General features: G+C 63.2%; 22 protein-coding genes and 1 pseudogene. 13 read left to right on the forward strand and 10 right to left on the reverse strand.

The genetic code is table 11. The features are described 5' to 3' along the window. Positions 1-74: 74 nt before the first annotated feature. Positions 75-449, reverse strand: coding sequence for a hypothetical protein (locus tag QP997_RS07230; RefSeq protein WP_284846706.1), 375 nt, complete (start codon positions 447-449; stop codon positions 75-77). A 221-nt stretch (positions 450-670) separates the two neighbouring features. Here QP997_RS07230 and QP997_RS07235 point away from each other — a divergent pair, with 221 nt between their 5' ends. From QP997_RS07235 to QP997_RS07260, 6 genes are all read left to right on the forward strand, one after another. Continuing rightward, the gene (locus tag QP997_RS07235) at positions 671-2500 is read left to right on the forward strand and encodes an HtaA domain-containing protein (RefSeq protein WP_070761575.1); all 1830 of its coding nucleotides are present in this window, start codon (positions 671-673) and stop codon (positions 2498-2500) included. 10 nt (positions 2501-2510) lie between these two features. Next, the gene (locus QP997_RS07240; protein WP_070761574.1) at positions 2511-3557 is read left to right on the forward strand and encodes a heme/hemin ABC transporter substrate-binding protein; all 1047 of its coding nucleotides are present in this window, start codon (positions 2511-2513) and stop codon (positions 3555-3557) included. Next, positions 3538-4581, forward strand: coding sequence for a FecCD family ABC transporter permease (locus QP997_RS07245; RefSeq protein ID WP_070757752.1), 1044 nt, complete (start codon positions 3538-3540; stop codon positions 4579-4581). The genes QP997_RS07240 and QP997_RS07245 overlap by 20 nt, the downstream gene beginning before the upstream one ends. Next, positions 4581-5375, forward strand: coding sequence for a heme ABC transporter ATP-binding protein (locus QP997_RS07250; protein ID WP_284846707.1), 795 nt, complete (start codon positions 4581-4583; stop codon positions 5373-5375). Before QP997_RS07245 ends, QP997_RS07250 begins: the two co-directional genes overlap by 1 nt. After that, positions 5368-6429 carry an HtaA domain-containing protein gene (locus QP997_RS07255; RefSeq protein ID WP_284846708.1) on the forward strand — a complete coding sequence of 354 codons (1062 nt, stop codon included), beginning with the start codon at positions 5368-5370 and terminating at the stop codon, positions 6427-6429. Before QP997_RS07250 ends, QP997_RS07255 begins: the two co-directional genes overlap by 8 nt. Positions 6430-6675: 246 nt before the next feature. Continuing rightward, positions 6676-7317 carry a biliverdin-producing heme oxygenase gene (locus tag QP997_RS07260; RefSeq protein WP_284846709.1) on the forward strand — a complete coding sequence of 214 codons (642 nt, stop codon included), beginning with the start codon at positions 6676-6678 and terminating at the stop codon, positions 7315-7317. An 83-nt stretch (positions 7318-7400) separates the two neighbouring features. Here the strand turns inward: QP997_RS07260 and glnA are convergent, their stop codons facing one another. Next, positions 7401-8837 (reverse strand): type I glutamate--ammonia ligase, encoded by a 1437-nt coding sequence (gene glnA / locus QP997_RS07265; RefSeq protein ID WP_015381717.1) that lies wholly within the window; start codon positions 8835-8837, stop codon positions 7401-7403. Positions 8838-9060: 223 nt separating this feature from the next. On the opposite strand from glnA, the gene QP997_RS07270 reads away from it, so the two are divergent. From QP997_RS07270 to QP997_RS07280, 3 genes are all read left to right on the forward strand, one after another. Next, positions 9061-9867 (forward strand): hypothetical protein, encoded by an 807-nt coding sequence (locus QP997_RS07270; protein WP_284846710.1) that lies wholly within the window; start codon positions 9061-9063, stop codon positions 9865-9867. A gap of 126 nt (positions 9868-9993) precedes the next feature. Further along, a complete protein-coding gene (locus QP997_RS07275; RefSeq protein ID WP_284846711.1) occupies positions 9994-11757 on the forward strand; it encodes a hypothetical protein in 1764 nt (587 codons plus the stop codon). A 111-nt stretch (positions 11758-11868) separates the two neighbouring features. Beyond that, the gene (locus QP997_RS07280) at positions 11869-12345 is read left to right on the forward strand and encodes an RDD family protein (protein ID WP_187441041.1); all 477 of its coding nucleotides are present in this window, start codon (positions 11869-11871) and stop codon (positions 12343-12345) included. A 169-nt stretch (positions 12346-12514) separates the two neighbouring features. Here QP997_RS07280 and QP997_RS07285 read toward each other — a convergent pair whose 3' ends face one another. The 5 genes from QP997_RS07285 to sucB form a co-directional block, all read right to left on the reverse strand. Further along, entirely contained in the window at positions 12515-13168 is a 654-nt protein-coding gene (locus QP997_RS07285) for a LysE family translocator (protein ID WP_284846712.1), read from the reverse strand. A gap of 72 nt (positions 13169-13240) precedes the next feature. Then, positions 13241-14011: a DUF4191 domain-containing protein gene (locus tag QP997_RS07290; protein WP_148792461.1), complete on the reverse strand. Its 771-nt coding sequence runs from the start codon at positions 14009-14011 to the stop codon at positions 13241-13243. A gap of 133 nt (positions 14012-14144) precedes the next feature. After that, complete coding sequence (gene lipA, locus QP997_RS07295) at positions 14145-15188, reverse strand: lipoyl synthase (RefSeq protein ID WP_012360497.1); 1044 nt, start codon at positions 15186-15188, stop codon at positions 14145-14147. Positions 15189-15282: 94 nt separating this feature from the next. Further along, complete coding sequence (gene lipB, locus QP997_RS07300) at positions 15283-15981, reverse strand: lipoyl(octanoyl) transferase LipB (protein ID WP_149121633.1); 699 nt, start codon at positions 15979-15981, stop codon at positions 15283-15285. A gap of 185 nt (positions 15982-16166) precedes the next feature. Further along, positions 16167-18356, reverse strand: coding sequence for a 2-oxoglutarate dehydrogenase, E2 component, dihydrolipoamide succinyltransferase (gene sucB / locus QP997_RS07305; protein WP_284846713.1), 2190 nt, complete (start codon positions 18354-18356; stop codon positions 16167-16169). A gap of 139 nt (positions 18357-18495) precedes the next feature. On the opposite strand from sucB, the gene QP997_RS07310 reads away from it, so the two are divergent. Then, positions 18496-18906, forward strand: coding sequence for a hypothetical protein (locus QP997_RS07310; protein ID WP_284846714.1), 411 nt, complete (start codon positions 18496-18498; stop codon positions 18904-18906). Positions 18907-19005: 99 nt separating this feature from the next. On the opposite strand, the gene QP997_RS07315 is transcribed toward QP997_RS07310, so the two are convergent. Beyond that, positions 19006-20628: a leucyl aminopeptidase gene (locus QP997_RS07315; RefSeq protein WP_284846715.1), complete on the reverse strand. Its 1623-nt coding sequence runs from the start codon at positions 20626-20628 to the stop codon at positions 19006-19008. Positions 20629-20705: 77 nt separating this feature from the next. On the opposite strand from QP997_RS07315, the gene QP997_RS07320 reads away from it, so the two are divergent. From QP997_RS07320 to QP997_RS07330, 3 genes and pseudogenes are all read left to right on the forward strand, one after another. Continuing rightward, positions 20706-21869 carry a branched-chain amino acid aminotransferase gene (locus QP997_RS07320; protein WP_284780028.1) on the forward strand — a complete coding sequence of 388 codons (1164 nt, stop codon included), beginning with the start codon at positions 20706-20708 and terminating at the stop codon, positions 21867-21869. A gap of 427 nt (positions 21870-22296) precedes the next feature. Beyond that, a pseudogene (locus QP997_RS07325) lies at positions 22297-22389 on the forward strand (IS3 family transposase); the annotation flags it as partial. Positions 22390-22631: 242 nt separating this feature from the next. Then, the gene (locus tag QP997_RS07330; protein WP_284846717.1) at positions 22632-24221 is read left to right on the forward strand and encodes an LGFP repeat-containing protein; all 1590 of its coding nucleotides are present in this window, start codon (positions 22632-22634) and stop codon (positions 24219-24221) included. A 710-nt stretch (positions 24222-24931) separates the two neighbouring features. Here QP997_RS07330 and QP997_RS07335 read toward each other — a convergent pair. Further along, positions 24932-25915, reverse strand: a complete 984-nt coding sequence (locus QP997_RS07335; RefSeq protein ID WP_284846718.1) for a nicotinate-nucleotide--dimethylbenzimidazole phosphoribosyltransferase — start codon at positions 25913-25915, stop codon at positions 24932-24934. After that, positions 25916-26626, reverse strand: coding sequence for a DUF3043 domain-containing protein (locus QP997_RS07340; RefSeq protein WP_284846719.1), 711 nt, complete (start codon positions 26624-26626; stop codon positions 25916-25918). Positions 26627-26692 lie beyond the last annotated feature (66 nt).

Raw genomic sequence — 26692 nt, forward strand, 5'->3', positions numbered from 1 at the left:
AAACGCGCGAAAAGTGACACGCCACGGCCCAAAACGGGCCCCATCAGCCAGCCAGTCCAGCCGAAACTCAGCCCCTAGAATGCCCCGTCCAGCCCCTCGAACAGCTCCAGCTCCTCGTCGCCTTCCGCACGTCGGCGTTGGATAACCGGCAGGAACCACGTCACCACAGCCGCAACGATGGCCACCGCGGCCGCGCTCCACACCAAGAACTTCTCAGGGGTCAGCCACCACGCCAACAGTGCCACCACCGCGAGCGCGAACCACGCCACCGGCACCAGCGGGCTGGGCTGCTCCACCCACGGTTGCTGGGGGAAGCGGCTGCGCGCCTCAGCGCGAATCCGCCTCGGCGCCTTCCGTGAGAGCGCCCATACGCAGCCCACCACAAACACCAGTCCAGCCCCCGCGATGATCAGATCCCCCCGCACGCCACCGAACATAAAAATGCCCACAGCAAGCGCTAGGGAAGTGCGTTCTCCCAGCGTAGGTGGGAAATTCTGGGCGGGATCCACATCCGGGTAGATGCTTCTGAAGACATCTGTTTGGGGGTAGCTGTGCACGCTTTTTCTCTCTTCCAATGCAGTTATTGACAAATACACAATTTAAGGGAAGGATTCCCTAACTAAGGCAAGCCTAGCCTACAGAATTCACCGGATAAAACAAGGTTTCTGACATGACTCGAAATCTCTGGCGCTCAGCAGTCAGCGTCATGATCGCCACCCCTCTCGCACTCGGCGCAGCACCACTTCTCCACACCGTCCCGGTCGCCCAGGCAGACACGTCCTGCACCTGGAACTGGGGAATTAAGCAATCCTTCCGCAGCTACATCAAGGGAAAAATCGCCCGCGGTGGCTGGGGTGCTAGCGGCATCGGCTTTACCGGAAACGAAACGGGCAACGGCGCGTTCGTCTTCAAGGCCAGCTCGCCACAGGCCTCCGGCGACACCGTCACTGTCCCGTTCCAGGGCACCCTGAACTTCAAGGGGCACGACGGCGTCCTCGACATGACGATGTCCGACTTCAAGGTCACCGCCTCCGGCAACCAGGCGAAGATCTCCGTCGATTACGTGTCCTACGAGCTCAACCGGAGCAACTACAGCCGCGGTCAGCGAATCCAGGGCGACGACGAGGTCATCGCCACCATCCGCCTTCAGGAGCCCGTCAAGTCCGGCGCCAAGAAGGTCAATCTGGCAGGATCCACGTCCCTGACCTCCGGCGGAGTCAAGCTCTTCACCGGCTTCTACAACCAGGGCGAGGCCCTCGACCCATCCTCGGGAACCATCGCGCTGGACGGCTCCTGCGCAGGTGGCGGTTCCGCTGGCGGCGGATCGGGCTCGCAGCGCCAGCTGAACTCCATCTCGGGCAACTTCACCGGCTTCAACAAGGAAGCCATGGACATCCTCTCCGAGACCAACGACACCATGAACGGCATCACCACCTTCATGGGCAACACCCAGGCATTCCTGGATGAGCTGGAATCCTTCCGCAACCGCGGGAACTCCAACTCCGGCACCGGAAACTCGAACTCCGGGGGTTCACCGTCCGGTAACTTCACCTCCGACTCCGGCGCTTCCGACTCTGGCACAGACTTCGGCACCTCGGGAACCGGCGGGACCGGCGCCGGCGCAGGGGCCTCCACCGCCGGGGGCTCGGGCTTCGGGGCTACCAGCGCGGGCGGTACGTCCTCCGGGGGCGCGTCCGGCGGCAGCGACGCATCCTGCCAGGCCACCGGCGTCACCCAAGCCACCGCGCAGTGGGGCGTGAAGAAGTCCTTCCAGTCCTACATCACCGGCTCCATCGCACAGGGCAAGTGGCAGCTCTCGGGCGTTGGCTACAACAACGGCCGCTTCCAGTTCTCCGGTAACTCCGGTGCAGTCAAGGACGGCGCAGGCTCCATCCGCTACGGCGGAAGCATCCAATTCCACGGCCACCACGGCAAGCTCGACCTGAACATCGCCAATCTGGAGATCACCTTCAACGGCAAGACCGGCAAGCTGATCGCCGACGTTCGCTCCTCCAACATGGAGGGCCAGAAGAAGAACTTTGGCCGCACCGTCATCGCCAACCTGAACTTCAGCTCCCTCAACGTCGGCGCCGATTCTGCCTCCGGTGAAGCCTCCGTCTCCCTCTCCGACGTGGGATCCAAGGCCTTCGCCGAGTTCTACGAGCCCGGCACCCAGCTGGACCCACTGAGCTTCCGCGCAACCCTCGGCGGCAACGCTGACTGCGGCGACGTCGCCGGTGGCGGCGCCAGCGGGGGAGCAGGCGGCGGTGACTTCGCTTCCGCGAGCGGCGGTGGCGTCAACGACGCAGCCATCGAAGAAGCGCTCGCCGGCGACTCCGAGCAGGGCTACGAAGACGGCTCGAAGAAGTTCAAGATCAAGTCCGCTAACGGCCCGAACGGCAGCACGGCAGACGACCCAGCCACCTACCTCCTCCTGTTCATCGCCGCGCTGGTCATCGCCGGTGGCTCCACGAGCCGACTCATCATGAACAACTCCTAGAAAGATTGTCGTGAAACTCCTTCTACGTTTACTCGTCCCACTGTTGTGCGTCGTGGGACTCACCGCCTGCGGGGTGCAGGGCAGCTACACCGACCAACTCCCGGACCCCGAAAACCTCTCCGACCCCCGCTCCTTCGAAGGGGTCACCGAGGTCAGCGACTTCGCCGACATCGAGCCGGTGACTGATAACGCACAGCCAGCCCTCCCCGTCGAGCTCACCGACGCCGATGGCTACGACGTCACCGTCGACGACACCTCCCGGATCCTCGCGCTGGACATCTACGGGACGTACACCAAGACACTGACCGGCTTGGGCCTGGCGGACAACATCGTGGGCCGCACCGTCTCTTCCACGGAACCAAACCTGGCCGACCTTCCGGTCGTGACCGAAGGCGGCCACAACATCAACGTCGAGGCAGTCCTGGAGCTCAAGCCGACCCTCGTCATCGTTGACCACTCCATCGGACCTCGCGACGCGATCGACCAGATCCGGGATGCGGGCGTGACCACCGTCGTCATGGAGCCACAGCGCACAATCGACTCGGTGGGGGAGGACATCACCACCCTGGGCGAGACCGTGGGGTTGTCGGATGAGGCACAAACCCTGGCCGAGCGCTCCATCGAGGAAATCGACGAGGCGAAGGAAGCCATCAAAAACATCGTTCCCGAGGACCCGATGCGCATGGCCTTCCTCTACGCCCGCGGCAACGGTGGCGTGTTCTTCATCATGGGTGAAGGCACCGGCGCCGAGGACCTCATCGAAGGCATCGGTGGGGTGGACCTCGCAGCAGAGCACAAACTCTCCTACGCCGAGCCTGCCAACGCCGAAGCACTTGCCCGCATCAACCCGGAGGTCATCATCATGATGACCGATGGCCTGAAGTCCACCGGCGGCATCGACGGCCTGCTGGAACGCCCCGGCGTCAAACAGACCATCGCTGGTCAGAAGCAAAGAATCGTTACGATCCCCGACGGCCAGTCGCTGGCCTTCGGTCCCATGACCGGCCAGACGCTGGTCAAGCTCGCAAAGGCTGTCTATGACCCAAACAACGCCTAGCGAGATCTTCGCCCGCCGCCGCACACAGCGCAGATGGGTATTCGTGGGTCTAGGAGTACTCGTCATCCTGGCCGCACTGGTCTCCATCATCCTCGGGCAGTACTACATCACGATCCGTGACCTGGTACCCATCCTGACCCTTGGCCCCGGCCAGGAGTCCCTCACCGCCAGCGTGGTCTGGAACATTCGCCTGCCACGCCTGGTGCTGGGGCTCCTCGTGGGCGCCGCCCTGGGAGTTGCGGGAACGCTGATGCAAGCGATCTTCGCCAACCCACTAGCGGAACCCTCCATCATCGGAGTGACCTCCGGCGCAGGTGTGGGTGCCGCGGTGGCGATCGTCTTCAACGTCTCCTTCCTGGGAACCTTCACCGTTCCAGCACTCGCCTTCGTCAGCGCGCTCGTGGTGACCTTCATCATCTACCAATTCGCTCGTCACAACGGGCGTGTGACGGTGGTCCACCTGATCCTCACCGGCATCGCCATCAACGCGGTGTGCAATGCCGTGATCGCTTTCATGGTGTACCTCGCACCGACCGCGAACCGAGAAGCGATCATCTTCTGGCAGATGGGCTCCTTCAACGGCTCGCAGTGGAAGCACGTCTGGGTGGTTCTACCCGTCGTGATCCTCGGCATCGCCGTGGCGCTGCGCCTGGGTAAGCAGCTGGACATTCTCGCGCTCGGCGAACGCGCCGCAGCGCACACCGGTGTGAACGTTCCCGTGCTACGCATCGTGGCGATCATTGCCTCCGCGGTGCTCACCGCCGCGGCGGTGGCCTTCGCCGGCCTCATCGGCTTCGTCGGCCTCATCGTTCCCCACCTACTGCGCAGCATCGTTGGGCCGGAAAACAGCATCCTCATCCCGGCCTCTGCGCTCGGGGGCGCGGTGCTTATCGGCTTCGCGGACGTGGCAGCACGAACCCTGATTCCCTTCGCGGACCTGCCGATCGGCATTTTCACCGCCCTGGTTGGCGGACCAACATTCTTCATTCTTTTGCGTCGCATGATGCGGAAAGGGGTGCACTGATGCTCAGCGTTGACAACCTCACCGTCACAGTCGGGGAGCGCACCCTTGTCGACTCCGTATCCTTTACTGCCAAGCCAGGTGAAGTCACTGGGCTGATCGGCCCGAACGGTGCTGGCAAGTCCACGGTGCTCGCCGCGGTGGCGGGGGACATGGACTACACCGGCGAGATCAGCGTCGGCGGACTGTCACCGAAGGCCCCACCTCTGGACCTCGCTCGGACACGTGCGGTGATGCTTCAGGACGTCGCGGTGTCCTTCGAATTCCTGGTCCGTGACGTCGTCGCCATGGGGCGCCGCCCCTGGCGCGGAACCCCGCATGCGGACCTTGACGAGCAGCTCATCGACGCCGCCCTGGAGGCCGCGGACGTCGCCCACCTCGCGGGACGTGACATCAGCACCTTGTCCGGTGGGGAACGTGCGCGGGTGGCGTTTGCCCGCGTGCTTGCCCAAAACACGCCGATTGTTCTCTTGGATGAGCCGACTGCGGCCCTCGACATCCGTCACCAAGAACAGCTCCTGGGGACCGTGAAATCCCTCGCCCGGGAAGCCGGAGTCGCCGCACTCGTCGTACTCCACGACCTGAACGCGGCAGCCTCATATTGCGATCACATTGTGTGCGTCTCATGTGGGGGGTTAGCAGCTCAAGGGCGTGTGGCGGAGGTTTTCACCGATCACACCTTGTCCGAGGTGTACGGGTGGCCGATCTCCGTCAACGGGCTGCAGGTGCAGCCACAACGTGCCACGCCCACCATCAATCCACTTTTCTCACATCAACTGGAGGAATTCCATGCTTAAAAGAATCCTGGTGACCGCCATCGCAGCTACCGCGATCACCGTGCCGCAGGCGTCCGCGGCAGAAGCAGAAACCTGCACCATTGAATCCGGCTCCTTCGACTGGGGCGTCAAGCAGTCCTGGCGTAAGTACATCAAGGGCCGTATCGCCCAGGGGACCTGGGAGACCGCCGGCCCGGTGAACGAAAACGGGGAACCGAACGCCAAGGACTTCACCTTCGGTTTCGACGTCGACCCGGCAACCTCCACGGTGACGGTAGACGAGAACGGCAACGTCACCGCTTCGAAGATTAGGGCCAAGGATTCCTCAGTCACCTTCACTGGTCACCACGGCGCGCTGTACTCGAAGATGATCAACCCATTCGTCCAGACCGACGGGGACAAGGCCCAGCTCGGTTCCGAGTACGAGGCCTACTTCGTCGAAGGTAAGGCCATGCACGAATACACCGCAGACGACCGCACTGAGGAAAACAAGCGCACCGGTGAGGGTGCCTTCGGTCACGGTAAGGCGCAGTGGAAGAAGGAGGGTGACACCCTCACCCTCGATGCGAGCGACGTGACCTATGTGCCCCAGCCGGGCACGGATGAAGCTGGTGCTGTCGAGGGCGTCGACTTCCTGTTCATGGGTATGTATGGCCCTAACTACAACCCAGAGGTGGATGGGGCGAAGGTGACCCTCAAGGTCTCCTGCGAGAAGAAGGAGCCGGAGACCCCGGAGACCACGACCCCGGAGACCACGACCCCGGAGAACCCGAAGGGGCCGGAGACCCCGACCCCGCCTGCGCCGGAGAAGCCGAAGGAGCCGGAGACCACGACCCCGGAGGCCCCGAAGCCGACCGAGCCGGAGAACCCGAAGGGGCCAGAGACCCCGAAGCCGGATAAGGATAAGGACGGCCAGGGTGACAAGGACACCGGGTCCTCCGCCATCTCGAAGTTCAAGAACTTCTGGAACTACTTCCTCGGAGCTGTAGCCATCGGCGGGATGTTCGGCATCCTGTGGCAGGCAGTCGTGAAGTCTGGTGCTCTCGACAACATTCGTTCTTTCTTCCAGCGCTAATTGCCGAGCCGTTAAATACTCAGGCACAACGCTGAAAGTTTAGAGCTACAACGACGGGCCGCGTGATAGCGGCGGACGGTTGGCATCGCCCCGTCAATAACGAGGGTTGCCACATCTTAGGAATAGGAGGCAGCGGTGGAGAAAATACTTTCCCGCAGGTCGGGACACCCTACACGTCTCCAACTAAGGTGTGGCTACCCTTAAATTCCTATTCCAATATGTCCGATTAAACCTTGGAGAAGAACCTTGACCACCACCATCGATAAACCATTGTCTGCTGCATTGCGTGACGCGACCGCGGCAGTCCACGCGAGGGCGGAAAACTCCTCCTTCATGCAGCGCCTGCTCAGTGGGCAGCTCACCGAAGCCGCTGCGGCCGATCTTGCCGGCCAGCTGTGGTTTGTTTACGACGCCCTCGAAAACGCTGCCCGCAGCGTAGCCAACAGCCCGATCGCCGGTGCGGTAGCGGACCCACGGCTTGAGCGTCGTGACGCACTGGAGGCGGACCTAGAGCTGTTTATCGGCGAGGACTGGCGTGAGAAGATCCAGGCCCTGCCAGCAACCGCCGCTTATGTGGCGCGGTTGGAAGAGATCGCGGGTAAACCTGTGGAAGTGGTGGCGCATCATTATGTCCGCTACCTGGGCGATATTTCCGGCGGGCAGGTGATCGCTGCGATGCTGCGCTCCCATTACGGGATTCCGGCTGGGGCGCTGAACTTCTACGACTTCAGCGCGATCGGAAAGATCCCGCCGTACCGCAACGGATACCGCGAGCGGGTGGATGGTCTGGCGCTGAATAATGATCAGCGCGCGACCTTGCTGACGGAGGCGGAGCGGGCGTTCAACTTCAACACGGCAATCTTCGCGGAGTTGGCGGAGCGCCACTAGCTAGCGGAGCTCCACTAGGTGGCTCTCCCAGCAGCTTAAGGCCCGGAAGCATCACGCTCCCGGGCCTCCCGCTACAACAGCAACTAGCAGTCGTAGTACATCTCGAACTCCAGCGGAGTCGGGCGCAGGCGAGACGGCATGATCTCGTTATCCACCTTGTAGCGGATGTATGTGTCGATCAGGTCGTCGGTGAACACGCCACCCTCGGTGAGGAACTCGTTGTCATCCTCCAGGGCCTTCAGCGCGCCCTCCAGGGAGGTCGGCGCCTGCGGGATGCTCTTCGCCTCCTCCGGCGGCAGCTCGTAGAGGTCCTTATCCACCGGCTCGTGCGGCTCGATGCGGTTCTTGATGCCATCCAGGCCAGCCAGCATCATCGCGGCAAAGCCGAGGTACGGGTTACCGCTCGGGTCCGGCGCACGGAACTCAATGCGCTTCGCCTTCGGGTTCGAGCCCGTGATCGGGATACGCACCGCAGCGGAACGGTTGCGCTGCGAGTACACCAGGTTGATCGGAGCCTCGAAACCCGGCACCAGACGGTGGTAGGAGTTCAGCGTCGGGTTGGTGAACGCCAGCACCGCGCCAGCGTGCTCCAGGATGCCGCCGATGTAGTAGCGGGCGGTATCAGACAGCCCTGCGTAACCGTTCTCGTCGTGGAACAGCGGCTCGCCGTCCTTCCACAGGGACTGGTGCGCGTGCATACCCGAACCGTTATCGCCGGCCAGCGGCTTCGGCATGAAGGTCGCGGACTTCCCGTTCCGCCACGCCACGTTGCGGATGATGTACTTGAAGGTCTGGATGTCATCCGCCGCGGCCAGCAGCGTGTCGAACTTGTAGTTGATCTCCTGCTGACCGCCAGAGCCCACCTCGTGGTGCAGGCGCTCCAGGGTGAAGCCCGCCTTCATGAGCTCCTTGCTCATCTCGTCGCGCAGGTCCTGGTAGCGGTCGTACGGCGCGACCGGGAAGTAGCCACCCTTCGGGCGGGTCTTGTAGCCCAGGTTGCGGGACCCATCCAGGTCGAATTCCTGGTCGCGGTTCCACCAGCCGGAATCCGAATCCATGCTGTAGAACGCCTCGTGGCCCTCCACGCGGTAGCGCACCGAGTCGAAGAGGTAGAACTCCGCCTCCGCGCCGAAGAAGCAGGTATCCGCAATACCGGTGGACGCCAGGTACTGCTCCGCCTTACGCGCCACATTGCGCGGGTCGCGGCTGAACGGCTCGCGGGTGAACGGGTCGTGGACGAAGAACTTAATGTTCAGCGTCTTCGCCTCGCGGAAGGGGTCGATCTTCGCGGTGGACAGGTCCGGCAGGAGGTTCATGTCGGACTCGTCGATGGTGGTGAATCCGCGGATGGAGGAACCGTCGAAGGCCAGGCCTTCCTCGATGGCGTCCTCGTCGAAAGCCTCTGCGGGGATGCTGAAGTGCTGTTCGGTGCCAGGGACGTCCGTGAAGCGGATGTCGACGAACTCCACGTCCTCGTCCTTGATGAACTTCACGACCTCTTCGGGTGTTTCAAATGCCACGCTAAACTCCGCTCTTCGTAGTCGTGTTTTCGGGGGTTGCTGGGGTCATATTTTACCCGCCGTTATCCGGAGTATTGCCCTCGGGGATAACGCGGGGGTGAACTTTCCGTTTTTCCCGTCCACGCCGGTGGCCGCTGGGTTACTGTTTCTTTTACCTCGTTCCCGCAGCAGGGGGCACCGGTTGCGGGGTGGGGTGGGAAGTCGTTGTTTTCGAGGGGGCGCTGTGACCAGCTTTTTTTACGACGTCAACCCCCGCAAATCCACCCGATCTCCCCGCGGGATTATGCGGGTTGTGGTGGTGATCGCCATGGTTCTGGGGTTGGCGGGGGTGATGGGTTTCGCGCCCGGCACGGGTGGCGAGCTGCGGCGGGAGGCTGCGGGGGTGATGCCGATCGTGGACGCGGGGAACTACGTGGGAACCGAACTGGGCGAGCGGTTGTCTAATAACGGTGGGATGGATCTTTCTTGGCCCAGGCCGGAGGGCTTCGACGGCATCTGGTTCGAGAAGGAGCCCTACGGCCGCCGGGAGCATGTGGTGTGGGAATCGCAGCGCTTCGTGGGCGAGCCGGTGGACATCCCAAAGTTGAAGCAGAGGCAGGTGAAGGGGGACTTCGTGGGCTTGCCGGATATTTGCAGCCCGGTGGTGCGCGAGCGCATGGCCGAGCTGGGGTACACGGATGACGAGGGGTTGGGTAGCAACTACGACTATCGCTATGGCTGCACATATGTGAACTACGGCGTGGATAGGGCTGAACAGCTGGATACCATCGCCACCTCTTTGGGAACGCCGATGGGCGATCTCGAGGTGTACCAGGGGGAGACCGACTACCAGTTGTCTCGAGAATCTGCGCTTGTAGTCATCGCATCGAACCCTGAAGCTGTGGCCTGCGTTGCTCGGGGAACCCGCCTTCGGGATGAACACCGGCTCTATGTCCAATCGGGAAACTTGAACGTGAGATCGCGAGAAGCGAATTGTAAAAATAGCGCCTTCTATTGGCAGGTGCTCAACAATGTTTTGGGGGAGTCATAAATGGACTTGCAAGCTTCTATCGCAGACATTGACGGTGCGAAGCAGGGGATCGCGTCGACACTGGCCAACAGGGCAACCCCTGACCAGATAGAGTTTTGGACGCAGAGTTACACAACGGTTCCTTCGTTGGCCAAGGCCTATGCTCAGCACGAGACGTTCTGGAACGGCCAGCCCGGGGACGTGCTGCAGGCCATGGAGAAATACGAGTCGGACCTGCAGTGGGCGATGGATCTGCTGGATAGCCTCGGCTTCGCGATCGATCAGCAGGATAAGTCCAGCGCGAAGGTGCTCGACAAATTTGATGTCGCGAAGCACGCAGCTGGAGTTGGCAGCTTTGAATGTTTTCAGCCACGAGACAACGAACCATTCAAGAACCTGAACTACACGGCGCCCGTGACAGTCGCGGAAGCAGGCACCGAGCTTGAAGTTCTGATCGGAATGTTCACCAGCTCGGATGCAGCACCACTGGCATCAGCAGAAAGATGGTCGCAGGCAGCCACCCGCTTGGAGGCCACGGCGCACACCCTGCACTCGATCTCCGGCGACCTCGCCCGAAACAACAGGGGGAGAGCTTTCGATGAGGTGCGGAATGCTCTGGAGGACTTCGTTAAGCGGGGCCACAACATCTCCGGCAACGCTGCGCTCATGGCCGAATCTGCGAGCCAGTTTCCAGTGGTGAGGGCAGCGAACCTGACTTATCTCCAAGGGCTGCTGAGCACTAACTCACTGGCAGGGACTGGGCCCGGGGTGTTGGCTGCCCGGAAAGCTGCGGTAGCGACCTTCGTGAGCACGCACCTGCAGCCCTCGCTGGAGCTGCTCAAGCCACCGGTCCACAACTTCGGGGTGCCCGTCGTCGGGCACAACGGGGGCGGCGGGGTGAACATCACCAGCTTCAACACCGCCGGCCCCGCCGAGGCATTCCAGGGCATCAACGGCAACGTCGCACCCGCCGCTGCGAACAACGTCCAAGAACTCGGGGCACAAACCGCCGACGCTGTGACGGAGGCAGGTCGGGGTAACGCCGCCGCCAACGCGCCAGCAGCCGGGAACACCAGCCCAGCGGCAGGGGAGCACATCCCCGCCAGCCAGCAGCACGTCGCCCCGGCAGGTGCTAACACCGCAGCACCCGCGGGTCCGGGCGTGGCGCCGGCAGGTGCGCAGCTGCCCGCGCACGCCCCCGCCCACACAGCAGGCATGCCGGGCGGGGCTCCATCCAACGCAGCCGCACCGGGCCTCGCCCTGCCTGGAACCAACCAACGCGGTGCAGGTGGGAGCCCGAGCGCGAGGGGAGCACAGCCCGCTCGCCCCGCGCTGCCGACGACGGGTGCACACCGGCCAAACGCAGGACACGCGCCGGTGCCACGGGCAGGCAGTGCTCCACACGGCACCGGCGCGCATTCCGCCCTCCGTAACGCACCGGGGCTCGGCGGGGCAGAAACAACCGGCGAACGCACCGGTAGCCGCAACCACGGCTACGGAACCCACGCCACCACCGGGCAGGGGAGAACGCCACGGGCCACCGTCGTCCGCCCCGAACTACCAGCCGCACACCCGGAGAACCTCCGCAACGGTGCGGCGGGCCGCGGGCTGCACGGTGTCGGCGCGCCGGGCACTCCCAACACGGCCCCGAACACGGGCATGCACGGCACCAGCCACGGCTATTCGACCACGGCATCACCGCACGCCGAGCAGGCCGCCGCTGCGCAGAACAACCAACGCGGCCGCGGCTTCTACGGCGGCATGGCGCCTGGCGCACGGGGAGGGGCGGCCAACACCGGGCGACAAGTAAAGCCAGGCGCCGGCCAGTGGGCCAGCTCGGTCTCCGAGTACTTCAAACGCCAATTCTTGGGCGCCAAGCCGCGCACCACGAAGAAGGTGATCAGCCGCTAACCCCGGTCCCGGGCCGAGCCTCACTCCAGCCGGGTCAGGGCAGCCTAATAAGCCCAGCAGGGGCGCGGGAAATTGTTCCCACCCCCGCGCTTGGATAGGCTCAAAACCATCATGACTCAGAAGCGCTCCTGGCTCGAGGGCCCCCAGCTGCCCGGCCAAAACGAAGACCCGAACAAACTCAGCTCCTACCCGGGCGAGGCTATCGGCCTGCCCAAGGACGGTCCCGGCTCGCTCTCACCGCTGATGCCCCGCATGATCGCGCTGCTCATCGACTGGTTCCTCAGCATGGGCATCGCGTTCTTCATCACCACCCAGACCACCAAGTTCGGTGGCCTGTCCACCCTCACCATGCTGGTCTTCGTGCTGATGCGCCTGCTCACCGTCTGGCTGCTGGCCCAGACCCCAGGCCACGCGGTGATGGGCATCGGTGTCGCCCGCCTGGACGACGCCACCCAGCGCGTCGGTCTCTGGCGCTCCTTCGTGCGCATCCTGCTGACCATCTTCATGTTCCCGCCCGTCGTCCAGGACACCGACGGCCGCGGGCTGCACGACCGCGTGACCCAAACCGGCGTCATCAAGACCCGCTAGCCCCTCCCGAAAAGGGGAACAGGGCCGCGGACCGCGCGGCCACAGGGGCAAAACCACCGGGGGCGCAAGAAACAGGGGCAAAGCGACCGGGGGAGCTCAAGAAAGAGGGGCTGGCTGCGGGACCCAGGAGGGGGAGCCCCGGCGAAACGAGACCGCCGGCGCCGAAGCGCTAGCCCAACAGGCCGGTCAGGCCGTTGTACAGCAACGTCACCGAAACCACGGCGAAGAACAGCCCCGCACCCAAGTCGATCAGGTGGGAGACGGAGAGCAACCGCGACTGCACCCGCTGCGTCGACACAAACAGCGCGATCAGGCTGAACACAATCGCCGCCGAGGCCATGATGGTGACCACATAGACCACAGAGACCCACCACGGCGCGCCCACCGGCAGGAACGGCGCCAGAATCGCCGTGAAGTACAGCACGACCTTCGGGTTGGAGAGGTTCGTCGCCACGCCCGTGCGGTAGGCAGCACGCGGCGAGCCCAAGCCCGGGGGCATCACCAGATCAGCGTTCGCCCCCACCCGCGTGCGGTAGTACTCCCGCACCTGCTGCAGCAGGCTAAAGGCCATATAGCCCAACCACAGGCCACCGAAGATCTGCAGATAATCCAGGATCCACGGCTTCTTATTCAGCAGCGCGCTCGCGCCGGTCACGGCCAGCGTCGACCAGAACATCAGGGCCGTGACGATCCCGCCGATCGCCGCGAAGGCATGCTTCCGCGAGCGGGAGGCCATCCGCAGCACCAGGAACAGGTCTGGTCCAGGGGTCATCACGCCGAGCATGTTCATCAGCATGACGATCCCGATGTTCGTTAATTCCACAAATTAATCCCAAATCTCCAAGCAAAAACCGGCCACAGAGTGCGGCCGGTTGAGCGCAAAATATCTTAAGTTTTACTTCTTGCCACGCTGTGCAGCACGGCGGGCGCGGCGGTTCATGCCGGCCATCTGTCCGCCCTTCGGCAGCGGACCCTTCGGCATATTCGCCATCGGGGACTGCAGGCGGGAAATCGAATCGATGCGGGAGTTCAGCGCATCGACCTCGTTCTTCTTAATGTTCCGTGGCAGACGCATCAGGTGGTTCTGCAGCTTACGGACCGGAACTTCGCCCTCACCGTCGCCGACGACGACGTCGTAGATCGGGGCACTGCCAGCGATGCGGGCGATCTTCTTCCGCTCGCGGGCGATCATCTGCTTTACACGGTTCGAATCACCCTCACCGACCAGGACGATGCCCGGGGTGCCGACGACGCGGTGGACGGCATCCAGGTTCGTGTTTTGCGCGATGCCCGGCTCGACAATCCACTTCATGCCCACGCCGTCGCGCAGGTTGTTCAGGGTCCAGGCGGCAGCGCCGGCCTCGCCCTCGATCTGCTCGTAGACACCCTTCTGCAGGCGGCGGGTGAACACCCACACCGCCACGGCGATGCCCAGCAGGATACCCACGATGAGGTTCAGCCACCACCAGCCGAACACAGTGGAAAGCAGAAGCAGAAGCACGACGGGCACCAAAAAGCCCACCAGCATCAGCGGGATCAGCTTCTTATCGCGCTGCCGCTGCAGCTTAAAGGCCTGCCACAGCTGACCGCGCTGCTCCTTGCGGGCGGCGCGCTTGGCGGCCTTTTCTGCCTTCTTGTTTTCCTTCTCGCGGATGTCCTTAGCCATGTGCTCCAGGATAGAACATGCAGCGAAAAACAAAGAAACGCGCGCAAGGGGCGAAGCCTTACGCGCGTCTCAACGCTTCTCGCGCTAGCGGTACGCCGCAGGATTATCTTTAGCGCTACATCGCTGGGTTTCCCTAGCGGTAAGCGACCGGGGTCTCCTCGGAAGCGCCGTACTTATCCAGCAGGTTGGTGGCCTCCTGCTGGGTGGAGCCGTCTAGCTTCTCATTGAGGTGCGAGAGGTTCTCCGGGATCTCCCGGCCACGGGCGCGCATCGCCTGCGCGTACAGGCGGCCGGAACGGTAGCTGGAGCGAACCAGCGGGCCGGACATGACAGCCGGGAAGCCCATGTCATAAGCAGCCTCGGAGTGTGCCACGAACTCCTCCGGGCGCACCCAACGCTCGATCGGGTGGTGCATGGAGGTCGGGCGCAGGTACTGGGTAATCGTGAGGATGTCGGTGCCCGCCTCGCGCAGGTCACGCATGGCCTCCACGACTTCCTCCTCGGTCTCGCCCATGCCCAGGATCAGGTTGGACTTCGTGATCAGCCCGTAATCGTGAGCCGCACGGATGACCTCCAGGGAGCGCTCGTACTTGAAGGCCGGGCGGATGCGCTTGAAGATGCGCGGCACGGTCTCCAGGTTGTGGGCGAAGACCTCCGGCTGGGACTCGAACACGATCTGCAGCAGCTCCGGCTTATTCGAGAAATCCGGGGTGAGGTTCTCCACGCCCGTGTTTGGGTTGAGCTCGTGGATCTTGCGGACGACCTCCGCGTACAGCCAGGCGCCCTCGTCGTCCAGGTCGTCGCGGGTCACGCCCGTGACGGTGGCGTACTTTAGGCCCATCTCGCGGACGGACTCCGCCACACGGCGCGGCTCGTCGCGGTCCAGGGGAGTGGGCTTACCGGACTTAATCTGGCAGAAGTCGCAACGGCGGGAGCAGGTGTCGCCGCCGATGAGGAAGGAGGCCTCGCGGTCCTCCCAGCACTCGTGGATATTCGGGCAGCCAGCCTCCTGGCACACGGTGTGCAGGCTCATGCCCGTCACGCGGTTCTTCATGTCCCGATACTCGGGGCCCATCTTCGCGGTGGTGCGGATCCAGCGGGGCTTAGCCTCGATGGGGGTCTGCGAGTTCTTAGCTTCAATGCGAAGCATCCGGCGTCCGTTAGCGCTGACAGTCATACAGACCACCCTACGCTGGTCCCCCGATGATTGCTAACAATCTCGGCGTGCGGGCTGACCTGCCCAAACATCACCGGCATGGCGAGCACTGCGGCTAGTCCTTGTGCACCGCCAGCTCGCCGTTCAGCGCGGCCACGATGTTCTTCTCCAGCGCCTCGCGGCACTCCTCGACGGTGACGTCCCGGCCGAGCTCGGCGGAGAGCGTGGTCACCCCGGCATCGGCGATGCCGCAGGGCACGATGTGCCCGTAGTACTCCATGGTGTTGTCACAGTTCAGGGAGACCCCGTGCATCGTCACCCCGCGGGTGACACGAATGCCGATCGCTGCGATCTTCCGGGCGGGCTTCAGCTCGCCGCCCACCACGCCGGCGGGCAGCCACACCCCAGAACGGCCCTCGACGCGGCCCGTGCCCTCCAGGCCCACGTCCTTACAGGTCTGGATCAGTGCCTCCTCCAGGCGGCGGACATAGTCCACCACGTCCACCGGGTCGGCCAGCTTGATGATCGGGTAGGCAACCAGCTGGCCGGGACCGTGCCAGGTGATGCGACCACCACGGTCGACGTCCACCACCGGCAGCCCGTTATCCGGCCGGTCACTGTCCTCCGTGCGCTTACCCGCCGTGTAGGTCGACGGGTGTTCCAGCATCAGCAGCTGGTCGCCGATCTTCCCCTCGGCGCGTTCGGCGGCGAGTTCAGCCTGGCGATGCCAGGTCTCTTCGTAGTCCACGGTCCCGAGCTCGTTGACCTCGATCGGGGTGGAGTCCATGCGGATACTGCCGGTTTGAAAGCCCATGTTTGCCAAGTGTAGCGCGCAGCATAAAACCCCCAAGCCTTGAGGCTCAGGGGTCTAAATGCTGCGGGGCGAGCGGCGTGCTCGGTACTACCCGCGGGCGCTATCTTCCGCGCGTGGCGCTGCCATCAACCAGCGCCACCGTGTAGGGGCGGGGGCTTACGGCCCCAGGGAGGGGAGGAAGGAGCTTAGAGCTCCAGGTCTTCCTCGAAGTCACCCTTCTCCAGGCGGTCGCGCAGGGTGGACATGAAGCGGCCTGCGTCGGCGCCGTCGATGACCTGGTGGTCGTAGGTCAGCGGCAGGAAGACCATGTCGCGGATAGCGATGGCCTCGTTCTCGTCTTCGGTCAGGACGACCGGGCGCTTCACGATCGCACCGGTGCCGACCATGGCTGCCTGCGGCGGAACCAGGATCGGGGTGTCGGTCAGGGCACCCTCGGAACCGATGTTGGTGATGGTGAAGGTGCCACCGGCCAGATCGTTCGGCTTCAGCTTCTTGTTGCGTGCGCGGTCAGCGATGTCCGCGATGGCCTTCGCCAGCTCCGGCAGGCTCAGGTCCTGCGCATCGTGGATGACCGGGGAGAGCAGGCCGTCCTCGGTGTCCACCGCGATGCTCAGGTTCACGCGGTCGTGGTAGGTCATCTCCTTGGTCTCAGCGTTGTAGGACGCGTTGACGTTCGGGTGGGAGATGAGCGCCTCGACGGCAGCCTTCGCGAAGAACGGCAGGAAGGTCAGGTTCACGCCGTGGGCGTCCTGGAAGGCCTTCTTGGACTTCGCGCGCAGGTCGGCGACGAGGGTCATGTCGACCTCGTGGACCTGGGTCAGCTGCGCGGAGTTGCGCAGGGACTCCAGGGTGGTGCGTGCCGTGATCTCGCGGATGCGGTTGACCTTCTGGGTCGTGCCGATCAGCTCCTGCTTATCCGGGTCGACCTTGTGCGTGGACGCACGCGGGCCGGCCGGCAGGTTGGTCTTCGCGCCGGTGGTGATGTTATCGCCCTCGGCAGCAGCCAGGACGTCCTGCTTGCGGATGCGGCCGCCAACGCCGGTGCCGGTGACCTTGGAGAGGTCCACGTTGTTCTTCTCGGCCAGCTTGCGGACCAGCGGGGTCACGTACGGCAGGTTATCGCCGGACGGCTCGCCAGCGGAGCCGGACTTCGCGCTGCGGTCAGCGACGTTCGGGCGTGCGGTGGTCTCCGCAGCCTTATCGCGCGCAGCCTCGCGGGCGGACGCGGCCTTGTCCTTGCCGGAGTCCTTCTTCTCGGACTTCTGCTCCTGCTTGGAGTCGTCCTTCTTCTCAGACTTCTCTTCCTTCTCGGAAGACTTGTCCTCGGACTTCTCCTTCTTGGGCTCTTCCTTCTTGGCCGGCTTGCCGGAGCCGTCGCCGATGCGGGCGATGACGTCGCCGACCTCGACGGTGTCGTCCTCCTCAGCGAGGATCTCGACCAGGGTGCCTGCGACCGGGGATGGGATCTCGGTGTCGACCTTGTCGGTGGAGACCTCGAGCAGCGGCTCGTCGACCTCGACCTTGTCGCCGACGGACTTCAGCCACTGGGTGATGGTGCCCTCGGTGACGGACTCGCCGAGCTCCGGCATGGTGACGTCCTCGCCCTCACCGGAACCCTCGGAAGCGGAATCGTCAGAAGACTCGTCGGAGGAGGTGTCCTCGGATGCGTCCTCGGAGGAGTCCTCAGCGTCCTCGTCCTCGGTCTCCTCCCGCTCCTCAGCCTTCGGCTCTTCCTTCTTGGCCGGCTTGCCGGAGCCGTCGCCGATGCGGGCGATGACGTCGCCGACCTCGACGGTGTCGTCCTCCTCTGCGAGGATCTCGACCAGGGTGCCTGCGACCGGAGATGGGATCTCGGTGTCGACCTTGTCGGTGGAGACCTCGAGCAGCGGCTCGTCGACCTCGACCTTGTCGCCGACGGACTTCAGCCACTGGGTGATGGTGCCCTCGGTGACGGACTCGCCGAGCTCCGGCATGGTGACGTCCTCGCCCTCACCGGAACCCTCGGAAGCGGAATCGTCAGAAGACTCGTCGGAGGAGTCGTCCTCGGACTCCTCAGCAGCGTCCTCGTCGGAGCTGTCTGCAGCCTCGTCCTCGTCGGAGGAGTCGTCGCCCTCGTCGTCGGAGGAAGGAGCTTCATCCTCCTCGCCGATCTCAGCGATGACGGAACCGACCTCGATCGTGTCGTCCTCTTCGGCCATTACCTTCAGCAGAACGCCGGCAACAGGGGAGGGGATCTCGGTATCAACCTTGTCGGTGGACACCTCGAGCAAAGGCTCATCCACCTCTACCTTGTCGCCAACCTTCTTCAGCCACTGGGTGATGGTGCCCTCAGTGACCGATTCGCCCAACTCGGGCATTTCGACGGACTGCGCCATGGTGTTGAAGCTCCTCTTGAAACGCGAAAACTAGCTGTGGTCGAGTTTAAAGACCAGTTACTCAACAATTGTACGCTCTCAAGCAAGTTTCGACGCACCCAACCCCGACCGAGAACCGGACTGCCTAGAATGGTGAGTTGTGTTCAATCTTTTTGGCCGATCCAGCAAGAATCAGACCAAGCCGCCGCGTGCGCCCGGAGACACCATCCGCGCACGTGATTTGGAGTACCTGAGCACCTGGTCCGCGCAGCACGGTGGTCAGACCGGCGGGGTGGAGGGCTTTGTGGAACCCGAGACCCTCATCAACGAGATGTCGGTCGTCCTCGTTGACGGCTCCGGCGACTGGACGCGGCGCAAGATCGGCGGGCCGAAGGGCATCGACGTGGTCGCCAAGAAGCTCAACATCCCCCTCTACTTCGCCGAAGAGACCGGCTACCCGCAGCGCATGCGCGACCGCATCGAGCGCGACCGGCTGATCAAAAAGCGTCTGGAACAGCGCGAACGGCGCGCCCGCATGGAACAGGCGCGCCGCTCGGAAGAGGAGTCCTAGCGCTCCCAGGGGGAAGGGGGGCTTCGCCCGGGGTACTAGCTGCCCGGGGAAGGGGCCCTCGCCCTGAGCAGGTCTCGCCCAGGGGGACCAGGGCGGGGGCTAGCCCTCCTTGGTGGACGCCGCCAGGTGGCGCAGGGTCGCCAGGATCGTGCGCACCGGCACACCGGTGCCGCGCTTCGGGGTGTAGCCGAACGCGCCCTCGGTGTTATACGCCGGGCCGGCGATATCGACGTGCACCCACTCCACGCCCTCGGTCACGAAGTTGGCCAAGTAGTGGCCAGCCACCGACATGCCACCCCAGCGGCTGGCGGAGATATTGCGCAGGTCGGCCACATCGGACTTCAGCGCCTCGCCCAGCTCAGGCGGCAGCGGCATGGCCCAACCGTTCTCGCCGATCTCCTGGGACAGTTCCGCCACCTTGTCGCGGAAGGCGATGGAACCCATGACACCCGGGGTGCGGTTGCCCAGCGCCACCATCTGCGCGCCGGTCAGGGTCGCGGTCTCGATGAGGTAATCTGGCTCATCCTCGCAGGCGCGCGCCATCGCATCCGCCAGGATCAGGCGGCCCTCGGCGTCCGTGTTCAGCACCTCGGTGGTCAGACCGTTGTAGTGGCGCAGCACGTCACCTGGGCGGGTCGCGGTGGAGCTCGGGGTGTTCTCCGCCAGCGGGATCGTGGCGATGACCTTCATCGGCAGGTCCAGGCGTGCGGCAGCCACCATCGTGGCGACGACAGCCGCGGAACCACCCATGTCCGAAATCATGTCCCACATATTCGCGCCCGGCTTCAGGGAAATACCGCCGGTATCGAAGGTCACGCCCTTACCGACGAGTGCGACCTGCGGTGCCTCGTTATCCGCGGACGGCTCGTGGGTCAGGCGCACTAGGCGTGGGGCGTGCTCACTGCCCTTACCGACGCCGACGATGCCGCCGTAGCCCTTCTCCTCCAGCTCCTTTTCATCCAGGATTTCGACGCCCAGCCCCACGGCCTCAGCGACCTCGCGGATCGTGTTGGCATAGGTCTCCGGGTACAGGAAGTTCGCCGGGGTATTCACGAAGTCGCGGGCCAGCGCCACCGCGGCGGCGTCAACCTGAGCCTGGGCCAGCAGGGCGGCGTCGGCCTCGCGGGCGAGCACCGTGATGGTGGCGGGGGAGTCGGACGCTGCGTCGTCGTCCTTAGCGGAAACGTCCTGACCAGCGGCGTCCTTGGCGGAAGCGCCCTTGAAGCCAGCGAAACGGTAACCACCCAGGGCGTGACCGACCAGCGCGGCCTCCGGGGAAATCAACCCGAGGCTAGAGACGACCTTGGAACCCAGGCTCGCAGCACGGGAGGCCACGCCCGCGAGCTCGCGGATGTCCTCGTCCGTGGATTCGTCGATATCGCCCAGGCCCAGCGCCAGGATCTTGGCCGCCGGGGCAGTGCCCTCGGTCGCCAGCAGCTCGCCCGGAACCGGGGTGAGCTCCTCGCGTTTGCCAGTCGCACCCACGCTGGTGAGCACGCGCCACAGGGTGATCTCCTGCTCCTTGCTCAACAGACCAGAACCCGTGGCGGCCAGCTCCAGGCCGTTGGCACCCTGGAACACCGGAACGATAAGCGTGTCCACCTCCGCGTCTGCCGGAACCTCCGCGACGAGGTCAATCGCCGGCATCGTGCCACGGTTCGGCAGGGCGGAATAAGTCTGGGCGGGATCCAGCGCGATCGGCTGGCCTGGCTGGGTGGTCATGATCGAAAATCAATCCTTTCGCAATGCGAAAACTCACTAATGCGCCATCAACTGTACTCACAATTTTTCGAGGAACTATGGTTGTAGCCATGAGCGAAAGCACACCGAACACCACCGCACCAAACACCAATCTGAGCTTCACCGTCACGCCGAACGAGAACCGCACCTCCTCGGCGGACATCGCCAAGGTCCTCGAGAACCCGGGCTTCGGCGTCCACTTCACCGACCACATGGTCCTCATCGACTACGACGAGGAGATCGGCTGGCACAACGCCCGCGTCGAGCCCTACGGTCCGCTGAGTATGGACCCGGCCAGCATGGTCTTCCACTACGGCCAGGCCATCTTCGAGGGCATTAAGGCTTACCGCCAGCCGGACGGCAGCATCGCCACCTTCCGCCCGGAGCAGAACGCCCAGCGTATGGCCCGTTCCGCCGAGCGCCTGGGCATGGCCCCGCTGCCGGAGGAGCTGTTCCTCGAGTCCCTGAAGCAGCTGGTCGCCATCGACCACGAGTGGGTGCCAGCAGCAGGCGGCGAGGCCGCGCTGTACCTGCGCCCGCTGATGATCGCCCGGGACGTCCACCTGGGTGTGCAGCCATCCAAGACCTACACCTACATGGTCATCGCCTCCCCGGCGGGCGCCTACTTCACCGGCGGCATCAAGCCGGTGAGCGTGTGGCTGTCCACCGAGTACGTGCGCGCCGCACCCGGCGGCACCGGTGCCGCGAAGTGCGCTGGTAACTACGCCGGTTCCCTCATGGCCCAGGCCCAGGCCGCCGAGCAGGGCTGCGACCAGGTCGTGTGGCTGGACGCCGTCGAGCGCAAGTGGGTCGAGGAGATGGGCGGCATGAACCTCATGTTCGTCTTCGGCGAGGGGGAGAATGCCGAGGTCATCACCCCGGAGCTCTCCGGCTCCCTGCTGCCGGGCGTGACCCGCGACTCCCTGATCCAGGTCGCCCGGGACCTGGGCTACAACGTCAACGAGCGCCGCATCTCCATCGAGGAGTGGGAGCAGGCCGCGAACTCCGGCATGCTCTCCGAGGTGCTGGCCTGCGGCACCGCGGCCGTGGTCACCCCGGTGGGCTCCGTGAAGTACGCCGGCGGTGCGTACGACATCAACGGTGCCCAGACCGGGGAGGTCACCATGCGGTTGCGCGACCACCTCACGGGCATCCAGCGCGGTGCCGTGGAGGATAAGCACGGTTGGCTGCATACCCTGGTTCCGGCTGAGGACCTGCAGTAGCGCGCCTGCGATAACGCCCTAGCTCCGTAACGCGCCTCGCGCGGCGGTGGAGAGAGATTGAGGCCCCGGCAACCGTCTTTGAACTGCTCCCATTAGTCGGCCTGAGTTATCAGCTACCAACTAGTGAGGAGCAGTTTTTCGTTGAGCGCGCGAAGTTCGCCGCGCGAAGATTAGCGCGAGCAGTAAGTTACCTGGTGCGTATAGGGCGTGGGAAACCACGGCGCTGCACGCAGAGTCGGAGTGCTGAGGTATGCATCACGCAGGCTCTATCGACGGTGCCGATCACATGATCGATGGCGCGTAAAGCAAACTGCTATAGCAGCGCCGTAATGGAGAACTTCTCTGGGCATTTAAGGGCAGGGATGTCCCCCCCCCGGGGGTCCTCGATAGCGTCGGGGAGTTGAACCACGCAATCAACGAGTACGTCAAGTGGTGCAACACTGCACGCATCCAACAACGACTCAAGGGCCTGACTCCAATGCAATATCGGAATCAGCCCCTTGAGCTCCTAACCGACTAGGATTTAACAAGTCCAAGTTTCGGAAGGGGGCTAGCGCACCCTCGGCCGTTCACATGTTCCATATATAAAAAGAACAGATATAGCGAGGAATAGCGCTGTCAGAAAAATCCAGGCTTAATACGTTTAGGATTCTTCCTGCATTTTTGTAAGATTTCCTAGCTGTTAAGTGGTTTCTGCCCTAAAGTAGCCATCGCGCGCTAGGGTCATTTCTACCCATTCATCACATCGAAAGATGACCCACCATGGCCAGACCATCTCGCATTATCTCCACCCTCCTGTTCACCCTCACCCTCAGCATCGGTTTCACTCCCGCTGTGCAGTCTCAGTCCGCACAGCCACCGGCAGCTGCCAGCACACCATCCGCAAATAACGCCGATTACGTCGCCCCCGGGCGCGAAGATCTCGAACCGGCAGAACCAGGCTTCGATGACAACACCGTCGATAACCAAGCGGGCAAAAACTGGCACCCTACCACCAACCCCAAGAGCAAGGTCACTCCGGGACAGATGCGTTCCGATAAGGAGGAAATTCCCGGCGGTTTCACTAAAGAACAAGCCAACCGCGCCGAAGTTCAAGAAGCTGAAGAACAGGCCACGCAGGCGCGCTCTCGGCCTCAGAATTTTGCCGTCGTCGATACGTGCCGGACGTACTGGCCCAGCCCGTTTAAGGTCTGCGGAAAGATTCGCGAGAAATATGATTCTCTCGGTGGGCCGCGAAGCTTCCTGACGTGGCCAAAATCTGACGAGTTGAAGGTCCCCGATGGTGTAGGGCGTCGTAACGAGTTCGTCAACGGGTTCATCTACTGGCACCCTAATACCGGCGCTCATCCGATCACCACGCACTTTTCTGTCGCCTGGGCTCGTACCGGATGGGAGCGTGGCCCGCTGGGCTACCCCACTACCGACGAATTTGGCCTGTCTGATGGTATCGGGCGTAAGCAATCCTTCGAACACGGCCACATCTACGGCTCACTGGCGGGCCTAGCCACAATACGCGGCGCGATCTACAACAAGTGGGTTCACACCGGAGCGGAGAAAGGCCCGCTAGGCTACCCCACAGGTGATGAAACAATAACTCCTGACGGTATCGGGCGGTTTAGTAACTTCGTAGACGGAAAGATCTACTGGCACCCACAACACGGCGCGCATGAAGTGCGAGGGCTGCCACTCGTCATTTGGTCACTCAGGGGGTACGAAAAGTCAGAATGGGGGTACCCGGCAGGTTCAGCGCAGCAAGATCCCGAAGCACCAGTTTTAGTTAAACAGGATTTTTCTAAAAAACCACTCGATGCTAGGGCTGTCATTGATTCTTCAGGGGAGTCGCTTGTTAATGGAAAGATCATCAACAAATTCGCACTCGAACTGCTTGAATCAAGAGGCCTGACTCTTCCGGTTGATCAAGCGCTACCATCTGGCATAACGCCCCAAACGTTTGCTCGCTCTGTGAGCAGATGCCCGATCCCCGACTCTACTCAGGATCAATATGGCGGTGTTACTATCCCATCAGAGTACGACTACTGGGCTTGTATTGACGGAAGTAAGGACTGGGTTGGCATCGGTCGTCATGACTACTGCACCAACTCACCAGACCAATTCCCTTCCCCTGGACAAAATGCTGAATTCAGTGGCGGTTGCGCTAGACATGATATTTGTATGGATGAAATGGATAGAATAGGTATCGGGTACGGGTCTTGTAATAACAAACTCTGGCGCGACATGGAAACTATCTGCACAAATGTTTATAGTGGCCCAGACCCACGACGGTACGGATGCAGAGACTTCAGAGATACCTACTGGGTTGTTGTTACAGGATTTCACAGCGATAATCTTTGATTGGGGACGCAATGCTGATTGGAAATTTTCACCCTCGGCAATTCCTTTGGGCCGCCTTTATCTTGGTGCTAGTTCCCACCGTAGTAGTTTACGTTTTAATAAACAGGCATGTTCCTGAAAGTGCTCAGAACTCACGACTTCCATATAGGGCACCCGTTGCATCTTTTCTTGTTGGACTTCTGTCAGCTGCAGCCTGGCTTTCATGGTCTCCGGGATCAAGCATTGAAGAGTTTTTTCTATATGGCGCGCCTACTCACTTCCCTAAATGGCAGATTATTGGTTGCGGAATTTCCCTGATACTCGGATCGAGCATGATTGCGTATGTTAACTACAGGTCCGTCAAGGAATCTCTCATTATAGCCCTTCTTACAGGCTCAGGTTTTGGCACAGCTTTCGCCTTCGATGCAGCCTTTGGAATATCATCCCAAGAAGGAATTGGGGTTGTTTTTGCCTTTGTGGGAATAGCGCTGCTTTGCACCCCTTTCAACCTGCTAGCTGTCGCGATTAGACGACTCATAAACCGAAGAAACCCCGCTAAATAAATGAACTGTTCCCCAGTAGTTGGGCTGAGTTATCAGCTACCAACTACTGGGGAGCAGTTTCCGTACCGTCTAGGGGTAAACAAGCCAACTTTCGGGGGCTAGTTCACTTTCGGTGGCGCTGGGGCCTGAAGCGTTGCTAGGCAGGGCGCTGATCAGGGGAGTGCAGTTTTAGGCCCCGCCCTCGGCAAACTGCGTGGCCAGGCGCAAGTGCGGCAACGCGAGCAGCGTGCCCGCTCCCTGACCCAGACCGATTCTGGACGGCAGGATCGGGCTCAGCCCCAACGCGCCGAGCGCCGGCACGATCGCCGGCTCCGTGCCGGGAGAGGCAGGCTGCCACCAGTCGCGAGCGGTGGGAGCCAGCATCTGCGCGCACAGCGCGGCCGCCGCGCAGCCCGCCCCATCGAAGATCACCGGGGTGCGGCGAATCGCGGCCTGCGCGAGGATCCCGGTCAGCACCGCGATTTGCGGCGCGGCCACCCGGGCGAGGATCTCGCGGGGCTCCGTGCGCACATCCCGCACCGCGAACATACCGTCGCGAATCTGGGCGACCTTGCGCCGCCAGCCCTGGTCGTCAATGCCGGAACCCCAGCCGATGACCTTGACCGGCTCGATCCCGCAGATCGCGCCGATGATTGTCGCGGCCGCGGTCGTGGTGCCCGGGCCGAAATCGCCGAGCAGCAGCAGCTCCGTGCCCTTATCTGCCTCCGCATCGGCGAAAGCTGCGCCGGCCGCTAGCCACTTCTCGATGCCGGGCTCCGCTCCAGGGGAGGCCTGCTCGGTGGAAAGCTGATCGGCGGCCGCGGCGTTGGCGTCGATAAACTCCACCCGAACATCCTGGGCCACCGCAGCGGCGGCGACGGGGGAGCGACCCGAGGAATACAGCTCGCCCACCTGAGAAAGGGAGTCCTCTGGGAGAACGGACACGCTGGGCGTCGTTGAAGACCCACCCGCGACGACCGCCAAGGTCACGCGCTCCAGCGCGGCGGGCAGCTCCCGGCCCTGGCAGGCCGCCAACCAGCCACCCCAGGCGGCGAGCTCCCCCAAGCTCGCACGGCCGCCACCGGCAGCCATCGTCGTCGCCTCCAGCCGGCGGGTCGCCTCAGCAACGCGCGTCGGATCGACTGCTTCCACGGCCGTGAAGTCCACTGCCATTTAGCGAACGTCCTCGCCGATCTCTACCTGCGGGGCAGGGTTACGCATCTTGCGGATCATCGTCGCGCGGCCGAAGGCGTACATACCCAGCCCGAACTTACCCAGCGTGGTGTCCGGGTACTTCTCGCGCACCAGGCGGTTGACTTTGCGGCCCAGGATGATGCCCTCGATGACCATGAGGATCAGGATGCCGAACATCACCAGGGAGGCGGTGTTCGCCAGCATCGGGTTGCGCAGGCCGATCACCATGATCACGACCACGACCAGCGCGATCGGCATGAAGTAGTTGCCGAGGTAGCGGTGCGAATCCACCCAGTCGCGGACGAAGCGACGCTCCGGACCCTTATCGCGGTCCATGAGGTAGCGCTCGTCGCCGGCCATCATGCGCTCGTTAATGTGGCGGCGCTCGGCCTCGCGCTCCCGGCGCTCCTTGGCCTTGAGCTCCTTGTACTCCTCCTTGGACATGGAGGCCTTGAGTTCCTTACGGCGCTTACGGGCCTCGGCCGGGGTTTCTGGGCCCTGGTATGGGCCGCGGCGCACGCCGGCCTGGCGCTCCTGCTCGTTACGCTTCGGGGTCGGCCGACCCTTCGGCGGGGTGAAGGCCTTGTTGGCAGGCTGCTTGTCCCCAGCCTCTGGGGTGGCCTCGGCGGATGCTGCGGCGGTGCTGGCGGCAGCGGAGGTGGATGTGCTCTTCTTACGCGACTGTTTCACGCCTCTTAGGCTAGAGCAGAATCAGGGGGCTATCAAAAGGATGGAATAGTTTCGCGGCGACGTTCG

Source organism: Corynebacterium sp. MSK039, from assembly GCF_030232315.1.
GTDB lineage: Bacteria > Actinomycetota > Actinomycetes > Mycobacteriales > Mycobacteriaceae > Corynebacterium.

Excerpts from the sequence above, each read along its gene's own strand:
- QP997_RS07235 (WP_070761575.1), top strand. The coding sequence starts at position 671 with ATGACTCGAAATCTCTGGCGCTCAGCAGTCAGCGTCATGATCGCCACC.
- QP997_RS07245 (WP_070757752.1), top strand. The coding sequence starts at position 3,538 with ATGACCCAAACAACGCCTAGCGAGATCTTCGCCCGCCGCCGCACACAG.
- QP997_RS07250 (WP_284846707.1), top strand. The coding sequence starts at position 4,581 with ATGCTCAGCGTTGACAACCTCACCGTCACAGTCGGGGAGCGCACCCTT.
- QP997_RS07255 (WP_284846708.1), top strand. The coding sequence starts at position 5,368 with ATGCTTAAAAGAATCCTGGTGACCGCCATCGCAGCTACCGCGATCACC.
- QP997_RS07280 (WP_187441041.1), top strand. The coding sequence starts at position 11,869 with ATGACTCAGAAGCGCTCCTGGCTCGAGGGCCCCCAGCTGCCCGGCCAA.
- QP997_RS07290 (WP_148792461.1), bottom strand. The coding sequence starts at position 14,011 with ATGGCTAAGGACATCCGCGAGAAGGAAAACAAGAAGGCAGAAAAGGCC.
- lipA (WP_012360497.1), bottom strand. The coding sequence starts at position 15,188 with ATGACTGTCAGCGCTAACGGACGCCGGATGCTTCGCATTGAAGCTAAG.
- lipB (WP_149121633.1), bottom strand. The coding sequence starts at position 15,981 with ATGGGCTTTCAAACCGGCAGTATCCGCATGGACTCCACCCCGATCGAG.
- sucB (WP_284846713.1), bottom strand. The coding sequence starts at position 18,356 with ATGGCGCAGTCCGTCGAAATGCCCGAGTTGGGCGAATCGGTCACTGAG.
- QP997_RS07315 (WP_284846715.1), bottom strand. The coding sequence starts at position 20,628 with ATGACCACCCAGCCAGGCCAGCCGATCGCGCTGGATCCCGCCCAGACT.
- QP997_RS07320 (WP_284780028.1), top strand. The coding sequence starts at position 20,706 with ATGGTTGTAGCCATGAGCGAAAGCACACCGAACACCACCGCACCAAAC.
- QP997_RS07330 (WP_284846717.1), top strand. The coding sequence starts at position 22,632 with ATGGCCAGACCATCTCGCATTATCTCCACCCTCCTGTTCACCCTCACC.
- QP997_RS07335 (WP_284846718.1), bottom strand. The coding sequence starts at position 25,915 with ATGGCAGTGGACTTCACGGCCGTGGAAGCAGTCGATCCGACGCGCGTT.